At 37.2% G+C, this 17077-nt stretch carries 13 protein-coding genes and 2 pseudogenes; 13 read left to right on the top strand and 2 right to left on the bottom strand.

Translation table 11 applies throughout. The annotated features are described in order from the left end of the window. Nucleotides 1-291: 291 nt before the first annotated feature. The 12 genes and pseudogenes from WAZ07_RS15825 to mutL all read left to right on the top strand — a co-directional run. Nucleotides 292-717: pseudogene (locus WAZ07_RS15825) on the top strand (recombinase RecA family protein); the annotation flags it as partial. Nucleotides 718-1516: 799 nt separating this feature from the next. Then, complete coding sequence (gene rny / locus WAZ07_RS15830) at nucleotides 1517-3079, top strand: ribonuclease Y (RefSeq protein WP_090912848.1); 1563 nt, start codon at nucleotides 1517-1519, stop codon at nucleotides 3077-3079. A 182-nt stretch (nucleotides 3080-3261) separates the two neighbouring features. After that, nucleotides 3262-4056 carry a TIGR00282 family metallophosphoesterase gene (locus WAZ07_RS15835; protein ID WP_336473229.1) on the top strand — a complete coding sequence of 265 codons (795 nt, stop codon included), beginning with the start codon at nucleotides 3262-3264 and terminating at the stop codon, nucleotides 4054-4056. Between the two features lie 148 nt (nucleotides 4057-4204). Further along, entirely contained in the window at nucleotides 4205-4465 is a 261-nt protein-coding gene (gene spoVS / locus WAZ07_RS15840) for a stage V sporulation protein SpoVS (protein ID WP_020059065.1), read from the top strand. A gap of 148 nt (nucleotides 4466-4613) precedes the next feature. Then, complete coding sequence (locus WAZ07_RS15845; RefSeq protein ID WP_336473230.1) at nucleotides 4614-5537, top strand: dipeptidase; 924 nt, start codon at nucleotides 4614-4616, stop codon at nucleotides 5535-5537. A gap of 245 nt (nucleotides 5538-5782) precedes the next feature. Beyond that, a complete protein-coding gene (locus WAZ07_RS15850; protein ID WP_336473231.1) occupies nucleotides 5783-7540 on the top strand; it encodes a 2-oxoacid:acceptor oxidoreductase subunit alpha in 1758 nt (585 codons plus the stop codon). Beyond that, complete coding sequence (locus WAZ07_RS15855; RefSeq protein WP_090912856.1) at nucleotides 7527-8393, top strand: 2-oxoacid:ferredoxin oxidoreductase subunit beta; 867 nt, start codon at nucleotides 7527-7529, stop codon at nucleotides 8391-8393. The genes WAZ07_RS15850 and WAZ07_RS15855 overlap by 14 nt, the downstream gene beginning before the upstream one ends. Before the next feature lie 330 nt (nucleotides 8394-8723). Next, nucleotides 8724-10253, top strand: coding sequence for a tRNA (N6-isopentenyl adenosine(37)-C2)-methylthiotransferase MiaB (gene miaB, locus WAZ07_RS15860; protein ID WP_090912857.1), 1530 nt, complete (start codon nucleotides 8724-8726; stop codon nucleotides 10251-10253). Nucleotides 10254-10256: 3 nt separating this feature from the next. Further along, the gene (locus tag WAZ07_RS15865) at nucleotides 10257-10688 is read left to right on the top strand and encodes a YlbF/YmcA family competence regulator (RefSeq protein WP_090912859.1); all 432 of its coding nucleotides are present in this window, start codon (nucleotides 10257-10259) and stop codon (nucleotides 10686-10688) included. A gap of 215 nt (nucleotides 10689-10903) precedes the next feature. Further along, entirely contained in the window at nucleotides 10904-11452 is a 549-nt protein-coding gene (gene cotE / locus WAZ07_RS15870; RefSeq protein WP_336473232.1) for an outer spore coat protein CotE, read from the top strand. 128 nt (nucleotides 11453-11580) lie between these two features. Continuing rightward, nucleotides 11581-14247 (top strand): DNA mismatch repair protein MutS, encoded by a 2667-nt coding sequence (mutS, locus tag WAZ07_RS15875; RefSeq protein ID WP_336473233.1) that lies wholly within the window; start codon nucleotides 11581-11583, stop codon nucleotides 14245-14247. A gap of 8 nt (nucleotides 14248-14255) precedes the next feature. Next, on the top strand, nucleotides 14256-16175 hold the full coding sequence (gene mutL / locus WAZ07_RS15880) for a DNA mismatch repair endonuclease MutL (protein WP_336473234.1): 1920 nt from the start codon (nucleotides 14256-14258) through the stop codon (nucleotides 16173-16175). A gap of 81 nt (nucleotides 16176-16256) precedes the next feature. Here the strand turns inward: mutL and WAZ07_RS15885 are convergent. Both WAZ07_RS15885 and WAZ07_RS26265 read right to left on the bottom strand, forming a co-directional pair. Then, nucleotides 16257-16469 (bottom strand): annotated as a pseudogene (locus WAZ07_RS15885) (tyrosine-type recombinase/integrase); the annotation flags it as partial. A 37-nt stretch (nucleotides 16470-16506) separates the two neighbouring features. Next, nucleotides 16507-16752: a phage integrase SAM-like domain-containing protein gene (locus WAZ07_RS26265; RefSeq protein WP_396547515.1), complete on the bottom strand. Its 246-nt coding sequence runs from the start codon at nucleotides 16750-16752 to the stop codon at nucleotides 16507-16509. Nucleotides 16753-16800: 48 nt separating this feature from the next. Here WAZ07_RS26265 and WAZ07_RS26270 point away from each other — a divergent pair, with 48 nt between their 5' ends. Continuing rightward, the gene (locus WAZ07_RS26270; protein WP_396547475.1) at nucleotides 16801-16899 is read left to right on the top strand and encodes a hypothetical protein; all 99 of its coding nucleotides are present in this window, start codon (nucleotides 16801-16803) and stop codon (nucleotides 16897-16899) included. Nucleotides 16900-17077 lie beyond the last annotated feature (178 nt).

The raw sequence follows: 17077 nt of genomic DNA on the forward strand, positions 1-17077 counted from the left end.
TTACTATGGGTTTCCCTTGCTAGTGATAGCATGTTCAAAAAACCTTGTGAACCTTATTGCCTAAGGGTGTAGCTATATAGCTGCTAACGGTGAAGCCCTCCAAATAATAGGGTAATACCGTGCCAAGCTTCAGAATGGTATGAAGAAGGTGTAGAGACTACCGAAAAGGACGTTTAAAGTTAACTGAGTAGGGTACGGCAGAAGATAGGCTCCTGCTGGAAGTGCAAGGCTCTCTGTAAAGAGATGAAGAGATAGTCCGCGCTATAGAGATGGAAAATCTATAGAATTATGCCAGAAACAACTCCAGGTGGACGTGCGTTGAAATTCTATTCAACAGTGCGTCTAGAAGTACGTCGTGCTGAGCAGTTAAAGCAAGGTAACGATATTGTTGGTAATAAAACAAAAGTGAAAGTAGTAAAAAATAAAGTAGCGCCTCCTTTCCGCGTTGCAGAAGTTGATATTATGTACGGAGAAGGAATTTCAAGAGAAGGCGAAATTTTAGATATGGCATCTGAACTTGATATCGTTCAAAAGAGCGGAGCTTGGTATTCTTATAATGAGGAACGCTTAGGACAAGGGCGCGAAAATGCGAAGCAATTCTTAAAAGAAAATCCAGAAGTTACAGATGAAATAGCATTCTTTATTCGTGAACATTATGGTATTGGTGAAGAGGGTGCATCTGGAAGTGGAGAAGATATGACTCTTCTTAATGATTAAAAGACACGGTTTCGTGTCTTTTATTTTTTATCCCGCTATTTACGAAGAGTAATATCCTACTTTAAATGAATTTAATTATATAAATCTATTTTAATTTTTCGACACCTTTGTCTAGCTCTGCCTCCTAGGCCCTTATGTCTAAACAGTCGTCTCCGCTTTTCTTTATGATCCAGCTCCAGCGGCTAGAACAGTCGGTGGCTTCGCGTCTTCCGCCGAGGCAAAAAGCGCCTCTATGTCAGAAGCTCCATCCCCCTCTTGTTCTGAGCGAGCTGCTTCCGCTTTTCTTTATAAGTAGCTGTTATGCAGAATACAACATGACCGCTACTTGCTTTCTCCGTTTGTTTTAAACATTGCATGTGGTAGGAAAAGGCCCTGACCGTTTCTATGCGTGGCCAGATGCTCTTGTTTCCCCTAAAAAGAAATGGGGTTTATGTCGTTTTTTTTTAACTTGTATATATATAATAATCGGTGGAGGGATAAAGAAACCTTACTGATGGAAAGTTTCACTTTATCATAGGTAAAGAAAGTAAAGGTAGACAATGCTTGACAATGAAAATAGCGGTAGATACAATGATAATGTATATTTTTTCTTATATTATATACGACACACTCTTCTCAAGAAGAGAAGTAACATTCGGAGAGGACGTATACTTTCCGAAATAAGCATATGTCTAGTTTAATTGTGAAATGAAGAAAGTCCCTTGAAAAGGCGGGACGACGGTCATCGCTGTACGTTGCAGGTGCAAACAATGTACATCCATGCAGTCTTTTTTCATTCATAGCAAGAGGAGGTGAATTTATGAGTAATGAATTTTGGATACTCATCTCCATTTTGCTGGCCATCGTCAGTGCAGTTGTTGGGTTTTTTGTTCGAAAGTCCATTGCAGAAGCGAAGATTAACGGTGCGGCCAATGAAGCGAAGCGCATTGTAGAAGATGCAAATCGTCAAGCAGAAGCACTGAAAAAAGAAGCGCTATTAGAAGCAAAGGATGAAATTCATACACTTCGTACAGAAGCAGAATTAGAAATTCGTGACCGAAGAAGCGAGTTGCAAAAACAAGAAAATCGTTTAATGCAAAAAGAAGAGAACCTTGATCGAAAAGACGAATCGCTTGAGAAAAGTCAGCAATTGTTAGAAAAGAAAGAGGAATCTCTTGTAGCAAGACAACAGCAGATTGAAGATTTGGAAAGCAAAGTGGGAGAGTTAGTACAAAAACAACAAGATGAATTAGAGCGAATTTCTAACTTAACGCGTGAACAAGCAAGAGCTATTATCTTAGAAAAAGTTGAAAATGAAATTTCGCATGAAATCGCTGTTATGGTAAAAGAAACTGAAGTACGTGCAAAAGAAGAAGCAGATAAGAAAGCGAAAGAAATCCTATCTTTAGCTATGCAAAGATGTGCTGCTGATCACGTTGCCGAAACAACGGTTTCAGTTGTAAATCTCCCAAATGACGAAATGAAGGGTCGTATTATCGGACGTGAAGGACGTAATATTCGTACACTAGAAACATTAACGGGTATTGATTTAATTATTGATGATACACCAGAAGCAGTAATCCTATCAGGTTTTGATCCGATTCGTCGTGAAACTGCTCGTATTGCTTTGGATAAACTTGTACAAGACGGACGTATTCACCCAGCGCGTATTGAAGAAATGGTTGAAAAATCAAGACGTGAAGTGGATGAGTATATTCGTGAAGTTGGAGAACAAACGACTTTTGAAGTAGGTGTACATGGATTACACCCAGACTTAATTAAGATTTTAGGTCGTTTGAAATTTAGAACAAGTTACGGTCAAAACGTCTTAAAACACTCTATGGAGGTTGCTTACTTGGCTGGATTAATGGCAGCTGAACTTGGTGAAGACGAAAAGCTTGCTCGTCGTGCTGGTTTATTGCATGACATCGGAAAGGCAATTGACCATGAGGTTGAAGGTAGCCACGTTGAAATTGGCGTCGAGCTTGCGACAAAATATAAAGAGCATCCAGTGGTTATCAATAGTATTGCATCTCATCATGGAGATACAGAACCGACTTCTATTATCGCAGTTCTTGTGGCAGCAGCAGATGCACTGTCAGCAGCAAGACCTGGAGCACGAAGTGAGACGCTTGAAAATTATATTCGTCGTCTTGAAAAGCTTGAAGAGATTTCTGAGTCTTATGAAGGTGTTGAGAAATCTTATGCAATCCAAGCTGGACGCGAAGTTCGTATCTTAGTGAAACCAGATACAATTGATGACTTAGAGGCTCATCGTTTAGCACGTGATATTCGAAAACGTATTGAAAATGAACTGGATTATCCAGGACATATTAAAGTTACTGTTATTCGTGAAACTCGTGCAGTTGAATATGCAAAATAAAGTGGTGGTGTTGCACCACTTTATTTTTTTGTGCTGAGAATGGACACAATATAGAAAAGCTTGTAGAATCGGAAATGATTCACGAAATAGGAAAATGTGAGAAGATCCGTATTTTTATAAGTGAAGGTTGCAGTTTATGAGAAGAAACTGCGAAGAATGTATAGATGGAAAGGGTAAGAACAATGAGAATTTTATTTGTTGGGGATGTAGTAGGCTCGCCAGGAAGAAAGATGATTCAAGATTACGTGCCTGCATTAAAGAAAAAATATACACCTACAGTTACAATTATTAACGGAGAAAATGCTGCAGGTGGACGTGGAATTACAGAGAAAATTTATCGTAACTTTTTAGAGTGCGGTGCACAAGCAGTTACACTTGGAAACCATGCGTGGGATAACCGTGAAATTTTTGAGTTTATTGATGATGCAAAGTATCTTGCAAGACCAGCAAATTTCCCAGAAGGAACACCAGGAAAAGGACTTGTTTTTGTAAACTGTAATGGTATAGAAGTAGCAATAATTAATTTACAAGGCCGTACATTCCTTCCGCCAATTGATTGTCCATTCCGAAAAGTGGATGAATTGATTAAAATTGCGAAAAAACGTACGAACATTATTTTTATTGATTTTCATGCGGAAACAACGAGTGAAAAGCAAGCGCTTGGATGGTATGTAGATGGACGGGCTACAGCAGTTGTTGGAACGCACACGCATGTTCCGACAGCGGATAATCGTATTTTACCAAGTGGAACGGCTTATATTACAGATGTTGGGATGACAGGTCCATATGATGGGATTTTAGGAATGGATCGCGAAGCTGTGCTGAAGAAATTTTTAACAAACCTTCCAGTGCGATTTGAAGTAACGAATGGAAGAACGCAGTTAAGTGCTGTACTAATTGATGTAGATCCAAATACAGGGAAAGCTAAAAAAATTGATCGTATTTTAATTAATGATGATCAGCCTTTTTTTGAATAAAAAATAAAAAATTAGAAAAGAGAATATATTTTAATTTTTTAGAAAAATTAGAGGGTTTTAGCAGGAATATGAATCATTGCTCGTGAATATAAGTTAAAAGTGAATTCAATCGCTAATATTTTTTAAAGAAACGAGGAGGAAACGAGCAATGGAAATATTAAAAGTTAAAGCAACTTCGGTACCTAACTCTGTAGCTGGTGCACTTGCTGGAGTCATTCGTGAGCGTGGTTCAGCAGAAATGCAAGCAATTGGTGCAGGTGCATTGAATCAAGCCGTAAAGGCAGTAGCAATTGCGAGAGGATTTGTGGCGCCAAGTGGTGTGGATTTGATATGTATCCCAGCATTCACAGATATTATGATTGATGGTGAAGAACGTACAGCAATTAAGTTAATTGTAGAGCCTCGTTAAATTGGATGACCTGTTTGCATTTGCAAACAGGTCATTTTTATTCTTCTATTTGTGGGCAATAAGACCCTCAATTTAAAATTCGGAGGGGTGGATGAAGTTTACCACTGATGGAATGTAAGGATATTTTAGGAAGAAAGGATGAAAAGCATTGAAAATTTTTGATGCGCATTGTGATGTATTGTGGCAGCTATGGCTCGGGAAAGGCAAGCGAACTTTTCAAAATGATTCTTTTTTACATATTACATACGATCAATTAAAACGAAAGGGTGGTAGTATTCAGTGTTTTGCAATTTATGTACCGGAAGAAATTCCATATGGACAGCGATTTGCAGTTGCATTAGAGATGGCGAATATATTTCATGAACAAATTTTGGCACTGCCGAATATAAAATTGATCCGGACAAAAGAAGATATTCAGCAATTAGGAAAAGATGATATAGGAGCCCTTTTAACTTTAGAAGGATGCGATGCAATTGGAAAAGAATTAACGAAGCTACAAACGTTGTATTATCTTGGTGTTCGTTCTGTTGGACTTACTTGGAACTACGCGAATTTAGTTGCTGATGGAGCGTTAGAGTCTCGAGGTGGCGGTTTAACACTGTTTGGAGAAAAAGTAGTGGAAGATTTAAATCGTTACAAGATATGGACAGATGTTTCTCATCTGTCAGAGAAAGGGTTCTGGGATGTGATGGAACTTGCTGATTATCCTATTGCGTCGCATTCAAATAGCTATGAGTTATGTCCGCATCCAAGGAATGTAACAAATGAACAAATAAGAGCGTTAATTCAAAAAGACGGAATGATTGGGATAACATTCGTTCCAATGTTTTTAGCTGCAAACAAGTCTGTTTTTACAGATGATATATTGCGCCATGTAGAGCATGTATGTATGCTTGGTGGTGAGAGGAATGTTGGATTCGGATCAGATTTTGATGGAATCACGGAAACAGTCGAACATGTGGAAAGATATGAGCATTATGACTATGTCATAAATGAACTATTAAAGCGCTATAAAGAAGATCAAGTTCATAATTTCATATATCGTAATTTTATACACCATATTCCATTCTAAGACATTGTTATAAAAGAGGGATAAGAAGTTAGAAAATTTGAAAAATAATCAATAAAACTGTATCAAATTGTTGCATTTTTACTGTTGTAGGGCTAGAATTGTAAACGAATTAAGATTATGCAAAACATTCACTGAAATCAGAAGAGGTATAATTTGTGTCCATTGTAGTTTCTTGTCTTAAAAAGTGCTAAACTAGTACTGTAAAAAAATACACTACAATGTATGCAGTTAAAGGGGTGTAGGAAATGATTAGTCAACTTTCATGGAAAGTTGGAGGCCAACAAGGTGAAGGAATTGAAAGTACAGGAGAAATCTTCTGTATTGCATTAAACCGACTAGGTTATTATTTATATGGTTATCGTCATTTTTCATCACGAATTAAAGGTGGTCATACAAACAATAAAATTCGCGTAAGTACAACAGAAGTACGCGCGATATCAGATGATTTAGATATTTTAATCGCATTTGATCAAGAAACAATTGATTTTAACTTCCACGAACTACGTTCTGGTGGAATTGTTGTTGCAGATGCAAAATTCAATCCAAGCATTCCTGAAGGAACAGATGTAACTTTATATGCAATTCCATTTACGGATATTGCTTCTGAACTAGGTACATCTTTAATGAAAAACATGGTTGCGGTTGGAGCGTCTAGTGCGGTATTAGGGTTAGATGAAAAAGTGTATTTAGAAGTTGTAGATGAAATTTTCAGTCGTAAAGGAGAGCAAGTTGTTCAGAAGAACATGGAAGCAATTCAACGCGGCTCTCAGTATATGAAAGAATTGCTCGGCGAAAAAGTAAATATGATGCAACTTGAAAAAGCAGATGGAAAAAAACGTATGTTTATGATTGGGAACGATGCAATCGCATTTGGTGCAGTAGCTGGCGGTGCTCGTTTTATGTCTGCTTATCCAATTACACCTGCTTCTGAGATTATGGAATACTTAATTAAGAAGCTTCCAAAAGTAGGAGGAACGGTTATTCAAACTGAGGACGAAATCGCTGCTTGTACGATGGCAATTGGTGCAAACTATGCTGGTGTACGTACATTAACAGCTTCAGCAGGTCCTGGTTTATCTCTCATGATGGAAGCAATTGGATTAGCCGGGATTACAGAAACACCTCTTGTAATCATTGATACACAGCGTGGTGGACCAAGTACAGGGTTACCAACAAAACAAGAACAATCTGATTTAATGGCAATGATTTACGGAACGCATGGTGAGATTCCAAAAATCGTTATGGCGCCAAGTACTGTTGAAGAGGCATTTTATGATATTGTCGAAGCGTTTAACTTATCTGAAGAATACCAAGTTCCTGTTATCTTTTTAACAGATTTACAACTTTCTTTAGGTAAACAAACAGTAGAACCGCTTCAATTAGAAAAAGTTGAAATTCGCCGCGGTAAACTTGATTTACATGCTGAGCTACCAGAGCGTGAAAATAAAGCATACTTCAAACGTTATGAAGTAACAGAAGATGGCATTTCACCACGTGTTGTACCTGGTATGAAAAATGGTATTCACCATGTAACAGGCGTAGAACACGATGAAACAGGTAAACCATCTGAGTCAGCGCTTAACCGCAGCGCACAAATGGACAAACGTTTCCGTAAAATGGAGAATATTAAGTTTAATACCCCTGTATATAAAAATGCAAAATATGATGACGCTGATGTATTATTAGTAGGCTTTAACTCAACTCGTGGTGCAATTGAAGAAGCGATGGAACGTTTAGAGCAAGATGGATTAAAAGTAAATCATGCTCATGTTCGCTTAATTCATCCATTCCCAACGGATGAAATGCTGCCGCTTGTGAAAGATGCAAAACGTGTTGTCGTTGTAGAAAACAATGCAACTGGACAGCTTGCTAATATTATGAAGATGAATCTTGGCTCTGGTGAGAAAATTTCTAGTCTGCTGAAATATAACGGAAACCCATTCTTGCCAAAAGAAATTTACAACGAATGCAAAAAAGGGGTTGTTTTAAATGGCAACATTTAAGGACTTTCGTAATAGTGTAAAACCAAACTGGTGTCCAGGTTGCGGTGATTTCTCAGTACAAGCAGCAATTCAGCGTGCTGCTGCAAATGTAGGGTTGAATCCTGATGAATTAGCGGTTATTTCTGGTATCGGTTGCTCCGGTCGTATTTCTGGTTATATTAACTCTTACGGTGTTCATAGTATTCATGGACGTGCCCTTCCAATTGCACAAGGTGTAAAAATGGCAAATCGTGATTTAACAGTTATCGCATCTGGTGGTGACGGTGACGGCTTTGCAATCGGGATGGGACATACAATTCATTCTATTCGTCGTAATATTGATATTACGTACATCGTTATGGATAACCAAATTTACGGTTTAACGAAAGGTCAAACTTCACCACGTAGTGAAGCGGGCTTTAAAACGAAAAGTACGCCGCAAGGATCGATTGAGCCAGCGTTATCTGTAATGGAAATGGCATTAACTGCTGGAGCAACATTCGTAGCACAAAGTTTCTCTAGTGATTTAAAAGAATTAACACAGCTAATTGAGGCTGGTATTCAACATAAAGGGTTCTCTCTCATCAACGTATTTAGTCCATGTGTAACATATAACAAGGTAAACACGTACGATTGGTTCAAGGAGAACTTAACAAGACTTAGCGAAGTAGAAGGATATGATCCATCTAATCGTATGCTTGCTATGCAAACATTAATGGAAAACAAAGGTTTAGTAACAGGTTTAATTTATCAAAATACAGAACAACCTTCTTACCAAGAGCTTGTAAAAGGCTATAGTGAAGAACCATTAGTTCATGCTGATCTGCAAATGGATCAAAAAATGTTTGATGAGCTTGTAGCAGAGTTCATGTAATAGATGAAAGGCTATCGAAGCTTCGGTAGCCTTTTCTGATACAAAATTATGATTACGTCTATTCATAAATAAGATGTACTTTCTTTACTGTGAAAATTCAGAATGATAAAATAATAAATGAGAGTCATATTACATGAGCTCCCCTTATTCCTCTTAGTATCAGGTGAAATCGTTCATGAATCCAAGCTATCTCTATTGTTTAATTTGACTGAACGCTTTATACTATAATAATGTGTATAGGAATGAAGCGATATGCTTTTTTATAAAAACAATTTAAACAACAACTAAAAGTTAAAACTTTGTATATGTAAGGTTGAAAGGAGATTATTCATGAACGAAGAGCAACGATTAGCAGGTCAACAAGCAACTTCAACTACTAAAAAAGCAGAAAAAGATTACAGTAAATATTTTGAAAGTGTATATCAGCCACCCTCTTTAAAAGATGCGAAAAAACGTGGAAAAGAAGAAGTTAAAATTGAACGTGACTTTGGCTTACCAGAAGAGTTTCGTAATTTTGGTGCTGGAAGAAAGTTTTATATCCGTACTTATGGATGTCAAATGAATGAGCATGATACAGAAGTAATGGCTGGCATCTTTACGACTCTTGGATATGAGCCAACATTCTCTACAGAAGATGCAGATGTGATTCTACTAAATACATGTGCAATTCGTGAAAATGCTGAAAATAAAGTATTCGGAGAACTTGGTCATTTAAAATCTTTAAAACAAAGAAATCCTGATCTTTTAATTGGTGTATGTGGTTGTATGTCACAAGAGGAATCTGTCGTAAACAGAATTATGCAAAAGCATCAGCATGTAGATATGGTATTTGGTACACATAATATCCACCGCCTGCCATACATTTTAAAAGATGCTATGTTTGCGAAAGCAACAGTTGTTGAAGTATGGTCAAAAGAAGGAGATGTCATTGAGAATCTTCCAAAAGTACGCCGCGGGGATATTAAAGCGTGGGTAAACATTATGTACGGATGTGATAAATTCTGCACGTACTGCATCGTACCGTATACACGTGGTAAAGAGCGTAGCCGCCATCCTGAAGACATTATTAAAGAAGTACGTCATTTAGCGGCAAATGGTTATAAAGAAATTACGCTACTTGGTCAAAACGTAAACGCATACGGAAAAGACTTCGAAGATATGAAATATGGTTTAGGAGATCTTATGGATGAACTTCGTAAGATTGACGTAGCACGTATTCGTTTTACAACAAGCCATCCGCGCGACTTTGATGATCATTTAATTGAGGTACTTGGAAAAGGTGGTAATTTAGTTGAACATATTCACTTACCGGTGCAATCTGGAAGTACGGATATGTTGAAAATTATGGCACGTAAATACTCACGTGAGCATTATTTAGAACTTGTACGTAAAATTAAAGAAGCGATTCCAAATGCAGTACTAACGACAGATATTATCGTCGGTTTCCCAAATGAAACAGATGAACAATTTGAAGAAACGATGTCGTTATATCGTGAAGTAGGATTTGATAGTGCATATACATTTATTTATTCACCACGTGAAGGTACACCAGCTGCAAAAATGCAGGATAATGTACCGATGGAAGTGAAAAAAGAACGTTTGCAACGCTTAAATGCGTTAGTAAATGAATTTTCTGCGAAGAAGAATAAAACGTATGAAGGGCAAATTGTTGAAGTGCTTGTTGATGGAGAAAGTAAAAATAATCCTGATGTACTTGCAGGTTATACACGTGCCAATAAACTTGTAAACTTCGTAGCTCCAAAATCTGTAATCGGTCAGCTTGTAAAAGTGAAAGTAACAAAAGCAAAAACTTGGTCTCTAAACGGGGAATTGGTTGAGGAGCCGATCGAGGTGAAATAATAGATGAAAATCTTTACAAAAGATGAAATTGTAGAGCAAGCGAAAGAATTAGCAAAAATGATTTCTGAAACAGAAGAAGTGGATTTCTTTAAACGTGCAGAAGCGCAAATTCATAAAAATGAAAATGTAAAACGTACGATTGATGAAATTAAAGTTTTGCAAAAACAAGCAGTAAATTTACAGCATTATGGGAAATGGGAAGCGTTAAAAAAGGTAGAATCGGATATTGATGCGCTGCAAGATAAACTGGATGAAATTCCAGTTGTCCAACAGTTTAAGTCTTCTCAAACATATGTAAATGACTTATTGCAGCTTGTCGCAAGTACAATTTCAAACACGGTCACAGATGAAATTTTAATTTCAACTGGCGGCGATGTGTTAAAAGGAGAGACAGGTGCTGAAGTAGCAAATAAAAAAGGCACGTGTGGATGCTAAAAAAGATGTCGAGTTCGGCATCTTTTTTTGTTTCGTTTCTAATAGATAATAATTTATCATGCACTTCTTGAAGTTTCAACGGTTGTTTGCAGCTTCTGAAAATCAGAGATTTTCTATTATAAAATGAAAGGTGCATGGCTTTTTCAAAAAAGAATAACACATTCCGCATTTGTCCCGCATATAATGAATTGAACATTCATTGAGGAGGGTTTCGTATGTCCGAATTTAGAGAGATTATTACGAAAGCAGTTGTGGGAAAAGGGCGTAAGTATATGAAAACAACTCACACTGTTGAGCCGAATCATCCGCCGACAAGTATTCTGGGATGCTGGGTTATTAACCATGCATACGAAGCAAAACAGAATGGAAAGTATGTAGAAATCGAAGGATACTATGACATTAATACATGGTATTCGCATGATGAAAATACGAAAACTGAAGTGGTAACAGAGCGTGTGCATTACACAGATGACGTGAAAATTGGCTATCGTGATAAGGGGGTTTCTGGGGAAGATATCGAAATTATTGCACGTGTCGTGCAACATCCAAATTGTTTAGAAGCAGTGATTTCACCAAATGGGAATAAAATGGTTGTTACAGTAGAACGTGAATTTGTCATAGAGGTTGTCGGCGAAACAAAGATTTGTGTAAGTGTAAATCCAGATGGTTGTGAAGAAGATGATACGCAATTTGAAGTGGATGATGATGAGTTTGAAGAACTGGATCCGAACTTTATCGTAGAAGCGGAAGCGGAAGAAGAATAAGCTGAAGCTAGGAAGAACATCTTCCTAGCTTTTTGTATATGTTTCAGATGATGGATCAAAATCATTTGTGTATAATTGTGTTATAATATATTCTTAAAGTGAAAAAGAGAGATATATGGAGGAGCAAAATGGCACAGTACACGCCGATGATGCAGCAATATTTAAAAATCAAGGCAGATTATCAAGATGCCTTTTTATTTTTTCGATTAGGTGATTTTTATGAAATGTTCTTTGAAGATGCTGTAAAAGCAGCACATGAACTTGAAATTACATTGACAAGTCGTGATGGGGGCGGAAGTGAACGAATTCCGATGTGTGGCGTACCGTATCACGCTGCGAAAAATTACATTGAACAATTGATTGAAAAAGGATATAAAGTAGCAGTTTGTGAACAGGTTGAAGACCCGAAAACAGCAAAAGGTGTTGTACGCCGTGAAGTCGTTCAATTAATTACACCAGGAACGATGATGGAAGGTCGTACGATAGATGAAAAGGAAAATAATTTCCTTGCAGCATTAGCACAGTTTGAGGATGGTTCCTATGCATTAGCTTGTAATGACTTAACGACAGGGCAAAATACAGTAACATTATTAACGGGAACACTTGAAGACGTATTACTAGAAGTATACGCAACGGGTGCGAAAGAAATTGTCGTATCTTCTACGTTCTCTAAGGAAGAACTAGACAAGCTGTTAGCAACACTAAAAATGACAGTTTCATATGAGGAAGAAACAAAAATTCCAGAGAGTCTTATGCATCTCGTTCAAAATGTGACGCAAACAAAACTACTTGCAGCAGTTGGACGTTTATTTAACTATGTCTTACGAACGCAAAAACGTTCTTTAGATCACCTGCAACCTGTGGAAATTTATTATACAAATCAATTTATGAAGATTGATGTCCATTCTAAACGTAATCTAGAACTAACAGAAACCATTCGAACAAAAGAAAAAACAGGTTCGTTACTATGGCTCTTGGATAAAACGAAAACAGCGATGGGGGGACGTATGTTAAAACAGTGGATGGAACGTCCGCTCATCCAAAAAGAAAAAATTGAAGAACGTTTAGAAATGGTTGAAACGTTTGTGAACGATTATTTCTTACGTGAAGATTTAAAAGAAAAACTAAAAGAAGTATACGACTTAGAGCGGTTAGCAGGAAAAGTTTCATATGGTAGTGTTAATGCGCGCGATTTACTGCAATTAAAGCGTTCCTTACTGCAAGTACCAGCCATTCTAGAAGCGGTTAGTCTGTTAGATAATTCTTATGCTGCAAGGTTAATTCAAGGCGCAGATCCGTGCGAAAGTCTAGCGGCGTTACTAGAGAGAAGTATTCAAGAAAACCCGCCGCTTTCGATAAAAGATGGTGACATTATAAAAGATGGTTACAGTGAGAAATTAGATCAGTATCGTTATGTAAGCAAAAACGGGAAAACGTGGATTGCAGAACTTGAAAAACGTGAGCGTGATATAACGGGAATTAAATCATTAAAGATTGGTTATAATCGTATTTTTGGCTACTATATTGAAGTCACAAAAGCAAATCTATCTGCGCTTCCAGAAGGGCGTTATGAGCGGAAACAAACACTTGCGAATGCAGAACGTTTTATTACAGATGAGCTAAAAGAAAAAGAGACATTAATTTTAGAAGCAGAAGAAAAAATCGTTCAGTTAGAATATGATTTATTCACAGCTCTTCGTGAAGAAGTGAAAGTATTTATTCCGAAATTGCAGCAATTAGCAAAAATTATTAGTGAATTAGATGTCCTTCAAAGCTTTGCAACTGTAAGTGAGGAAGAACAATTTGTAAAACCAACATTAACGGGAAAACGAGAAATTTTTATTAAAGATGGTCGTCATCCGGTCGTTGAAAAAGTATTAAATGGAAAATTGTATGTTCCGAATGATTGTATCATGCCTGAAAATATGGATGTCTTTTTAATCACTGGTCCAAATATGTCTGGTAAAAGTACGTATATGCGTCAATTAGCACTGATTACCGTGATGGCGCAAATCGGTTGTTTTGTACCGGCAGCAGAAGCAGTTCTACCTGTGTTTGACCAAATCTTTACGAGAATTGGGGCAGCTGATGATTTAATTTCAGGCCAAAGTACGTTTATGGTCGAAATGTTAGAAGCGAAAAATGCGATTGCGAATGCATCGGAACGAAGCTTAATTTTATTTGATGAAATTGGACGCGGTACATCTACGTATGACGGTATGGCACTAGCGCAAGCAATTATTGAGCATATCCATGATCAAATTGGTGCGAAAACGCTATTTTCAACACACTATCATGAATTAACAGTTCTAGAAGAAAGTTTAGATAACCTAAAAAATGTTCATGTTTCAGCAATTGAAGAAAATGGAAAAGTTGTCTTCTTGCATAAAATTCAAGAAGGTGCAGCAGATAAGAGTTACGGTATTCACGTTGCTCAGCTTGCAGAGCTACCAGATAGCTTAATTGCTCGTGCTAAAGAAGTATTAGCGCAGCTTGAAGGACAAGAGGAAGTAATCATTCCGAAACGAACGGAAATGAAAGTTTCAGAAGAAATAGTGCAAGAACCTGTAGTCGTAAAAGAAGAACTAGATGCATTGCCAGAAGAAGTGGAAGAAGAATCACAGCTATCCTTCTTTACGGCGGAACAACGAGTGAAAAAAGAAAACAAACCTGCGCTTGATTCAAAAGAAACAGCAGTATTAACGCAAATTAAAAAAATTGATTTACTTGATATGACACCGTTAGAAGCGTTAAATGAACTGTACCGTTTACAGAAAAAGTTGAAGAAAGGATGAGTAAGTAGATGGGGAAAATTCGCAAACTCGATGATCAGCTTTCTAACTTAATTGCGGCAGGAGAAGTGGTAGAACGCCCTGCCTCGGTTGTAAAAGAGCTTGTCGAAAATTCCATCGATGCGAATAGTACATCTATTGAAATCCACTTAGAAGAAGCTGGATTATCGAAAATTCGCATCATCGATAATGGAGATGGTATCGCGGAAGAAGATTGTATTGTTGCCTTTGAACGACATGCAACAAGTAAAATTAAAGATGAAAATGATTTGTTTCGTATTCGGACGCTTGGCTTTCGCGGTGAAGCATTGCCGAGTATTGCATCTGTCAGTGAATTAGAATTAATCACAAGTACAGGGGATGCACCGGGAACCCACCTTGTGATTAAAGGCGGCGAGATTTTGAAACAAGAAAAAACAGCGAGCCGTAAAGGGACGGACATTACGGTTCAAAATCTGTTTTTTAACACACCAGCACGCTTAAAATATATGAAAACGATCCATACAGAGCTGGGGAATATTACTGATATTGTGTACCGCATTGCTCTGTCGCATCCAGAAGTCTCATTGCGTTTGTTTCACAATGAGAAGAAGCTGCTTCATACATCAGGAAATGGTGATGTAAGACAAGTCCTTGCGGCAATTTACAGCATTCAAGTTGCGAAAAAATTAATTCCAATTGAAGCAGAATCGTTAGACTTTACGATTCGTGGTTATGTGACCTTACCAGAAGTAACGCGTGCATCTCGGAATTATATGTCAACGATTGTAAATGGTCGTTACGTTCGGAATTATGTCTTAATGAAAGCAGTGCAACAAGGCTATCATACATTGTTACCTGTTGGACGTTATCCAATTGGTTTCTTATCAATTGAAATGGATCCGATGCTAGTTGATGTGAACGTTCATCCAGCAAAACTAGAGGTTCGCTTCAGTAAAGAACAGGAACTATTGCAGCTGATTGAAACAGCATTGCAGAATGCTTTTAAAAAGATTCAACTCATTCCTGATGCCAGCTCTGCAACAAAGAAAAAAGAAAAAGATGAAAGTGTCCAAGAACAGTTTCAATTTGAGCATGCAAAACCGAAAGAACAAACCATGCCAAATATCGTTCTGCCAAGTGGAATGGATGAACTAGAAGAAAGACCGAAGTCACAACCACCGCTTTGGAATCCACCAAAACAAGAATGGCTACCGTCAGAGTCTCTTGTAAAAGAAGAAAACAATTGGCAACCGTCTAAGCAAATTGTAGAAGAACCGCTATCAGGTGAGAATGATTGGGAAGACGATGAAGAAGATTTTGAATTAGAAGAACTCGAAGAAATACAAGAGATCGAAATGAACGGAAACGATTTACCACCGTTGTATCCAATTGGGCAAATGCATGGAACATATATTTTCGCCCAAAATGATAAAGGGTTATATATGATTGACCAACATGCAGCTCAGGAGCGCATTAACTATGAATATTTCCGTGATAAAGTAGGACAAGTAACGCCGGAGGTACAAGAATTACTCGTTCCGTACCGAATTGATTTATCGCTTAATGAATTTTTGCGCATCGAAGAACAACTAGAAGAACTGAAAAAAGTAGGAATCTTTCTAGAGCAGTTCGGCCATCAATCGTTCATTGTCCGCTCACATCCAACATGGTTCCCAAAAGGACAAGAGATGGAAATTATCGATGAAATGATGCAGCAAGTATTGAAATTGAAAAAAGTCGATATTAAAAAATTACGCGAAGAAGCGGCCATTATGATGAGCTGCAAGGCATCAATTAAAGCAAATCAATATTTAACGAATGATCAAATCTTTGCCTTATTAGAAGAACTGCGAACAACAACAAATCCATATACATGTCCGCACGGTAGGCCAATTATTGTGCATCATTCGACTTATGAGCTTGAGAAGATGTTTAAGCGGGTGATGTAAATAAAATAGCGCTAAACTCCTTATTTATAAAGGGTTTAGCGCTATTTTTTATAAGATTGACCACATTTTGACCACATTGTATCAATTTGTTTGCTGAAAAGCTTTTTCAAACCGATCTGATGATTCCTTTTGCATGTCGAAAGTCACGTGAGAATAGGTGTTCATTGTCATTTCGATAGATGAATGTCCTAATCGTTCTGATACAATCTTCGGATGTTCTCCAAGAAGTAACATAAGTGATGCATGTGTATGACGCAAATCATGAAAACGGATTTTTTTCACATTGGCTTTTTTATTGCTTTAGAAAAGTGATTATACACATAGTTTGGATTCAGTGGATCACCTTTTTCGTTTTCATTTCTTTTTTCTTTCTTCGAGGTTTTTTCACTTTATGAAATACATTGGTTCGAATATATTCCCATTCCACGGCGGTATTAAAAGCTGTTTTAAGTATAGAATGGATATACTCCACATACTCTTCAGACAAGTTTTCGTCTTTTAAGAGGTGATTATAAAATTTATTTATAGCTGGCGGCTTCAAGTTAGTAAGTTTATAGTGACCTAATGCAGGGATAATTCTTTTATATTCTCTACATTAGTAACATTCGCTATAGAATTAATACAGTTGGCTATTGATTTTATCACTTTTATGTCGAATAAAGTATTTGATGTAGATGATATTATATTGAATGTTGCTGGGTGTTTACTTGGTTGGTTATTTTAAAATTATTTATCCCTATATTTAGAAAAAAATAAATATATCAACTCAATTTAAAGAAACACAATATAAATATTAATGCTTATTCAACATGAAAAGAGCTGACTCTTATGAGTTAGCTCTTTTTTTATAGACTTTTTTTCATTTTGTGAATACAAATTCGCTTTAGCTTGATAGAGATGTG

Origin of the sequence: Bacillus bruguierae (assembly GCF_037104725.1) — a bacterium.
Classification (GTDB): Bacteria; Bacillota; Bacilli; order Bacillales; family Bacillaceae_G; genus Bacillus_A; species Bacillus_A bruguierae.

What these genes read in the sequence shown, in the direction of transcription:
- mutL (WP_336473234.1), top strand. Translation starts at nt 14,256, where the DNA reads ATGGGGAAAATTCGCAAACTCGATGATCAGCTTTCTAACTTAATTGCG.
- cotE (WP_336473232.1), top strand. Translation starts at nt 10,904, where the DNA reads ATGTCCGAATTTAGAGAGATTATTACGAAAGCAGTTGTGGGAAAAGGG.
- WAZ07_RS15850 (WP_336473231.1), top strand. Translation starts at nt 5,783, where the DNA reads ATGATTAGTCAACTTTCATGGAAAGTTGGAGGCCAACAAGGTGAAGGA.
- spoVS (WP_020059065.1), top strand. Translation starts at nt 4,205, where the DNA reads ATGGAAATATTAAAAGTTAAAGCAACTTCGGTACCTAACTCTGTAGCT.
- rny (WP_090912848.1), top strand. Translation starts at nt 1,517, where the DNA reads ATGAGTAATGAATTTTGGATACTCATCTCCATTTTGCTGGCCATCGTC.
- WAZ07_RS15865 (WP_090912859.1), top strand. Translation starts at nt 10,257, where the DNA reads ATGAAAATCTTTACAAAAGATGAAATTGTAGAGCAAGCGAAAGAATTA.
- mutS (WP_336473233.1), top strand. Translation starts at nt 11,581, where the DNA reads ATGGCACAGTACACGCCGATGATGCAGCAATATTTAAAAATCAAGGCA.
- WAZ07_RS15855 (WP_090912856.1), top strand. Translation starts at nt 7,527, where the DNA reads ATGGCAACATTTAAGGACTTTCGTAATAGTGTAAAACCAAACTGGTGT.
- miaB (WP_090912857.1), top strand. Translation starts at nt 8,724, where the DNA reads ATGAACGAAGAGCAACGATTAGCAGGTCAACAAGCAACTTCAACTACT.
- WAZ07_RS15835 (WP_336473229.1), top strand. Translation starts at nt 3,262, where the DNA reads ATGAGAATTTTATTTGTTGGGGATGTAGTAGGCTCGCCAGGAAGAAAG.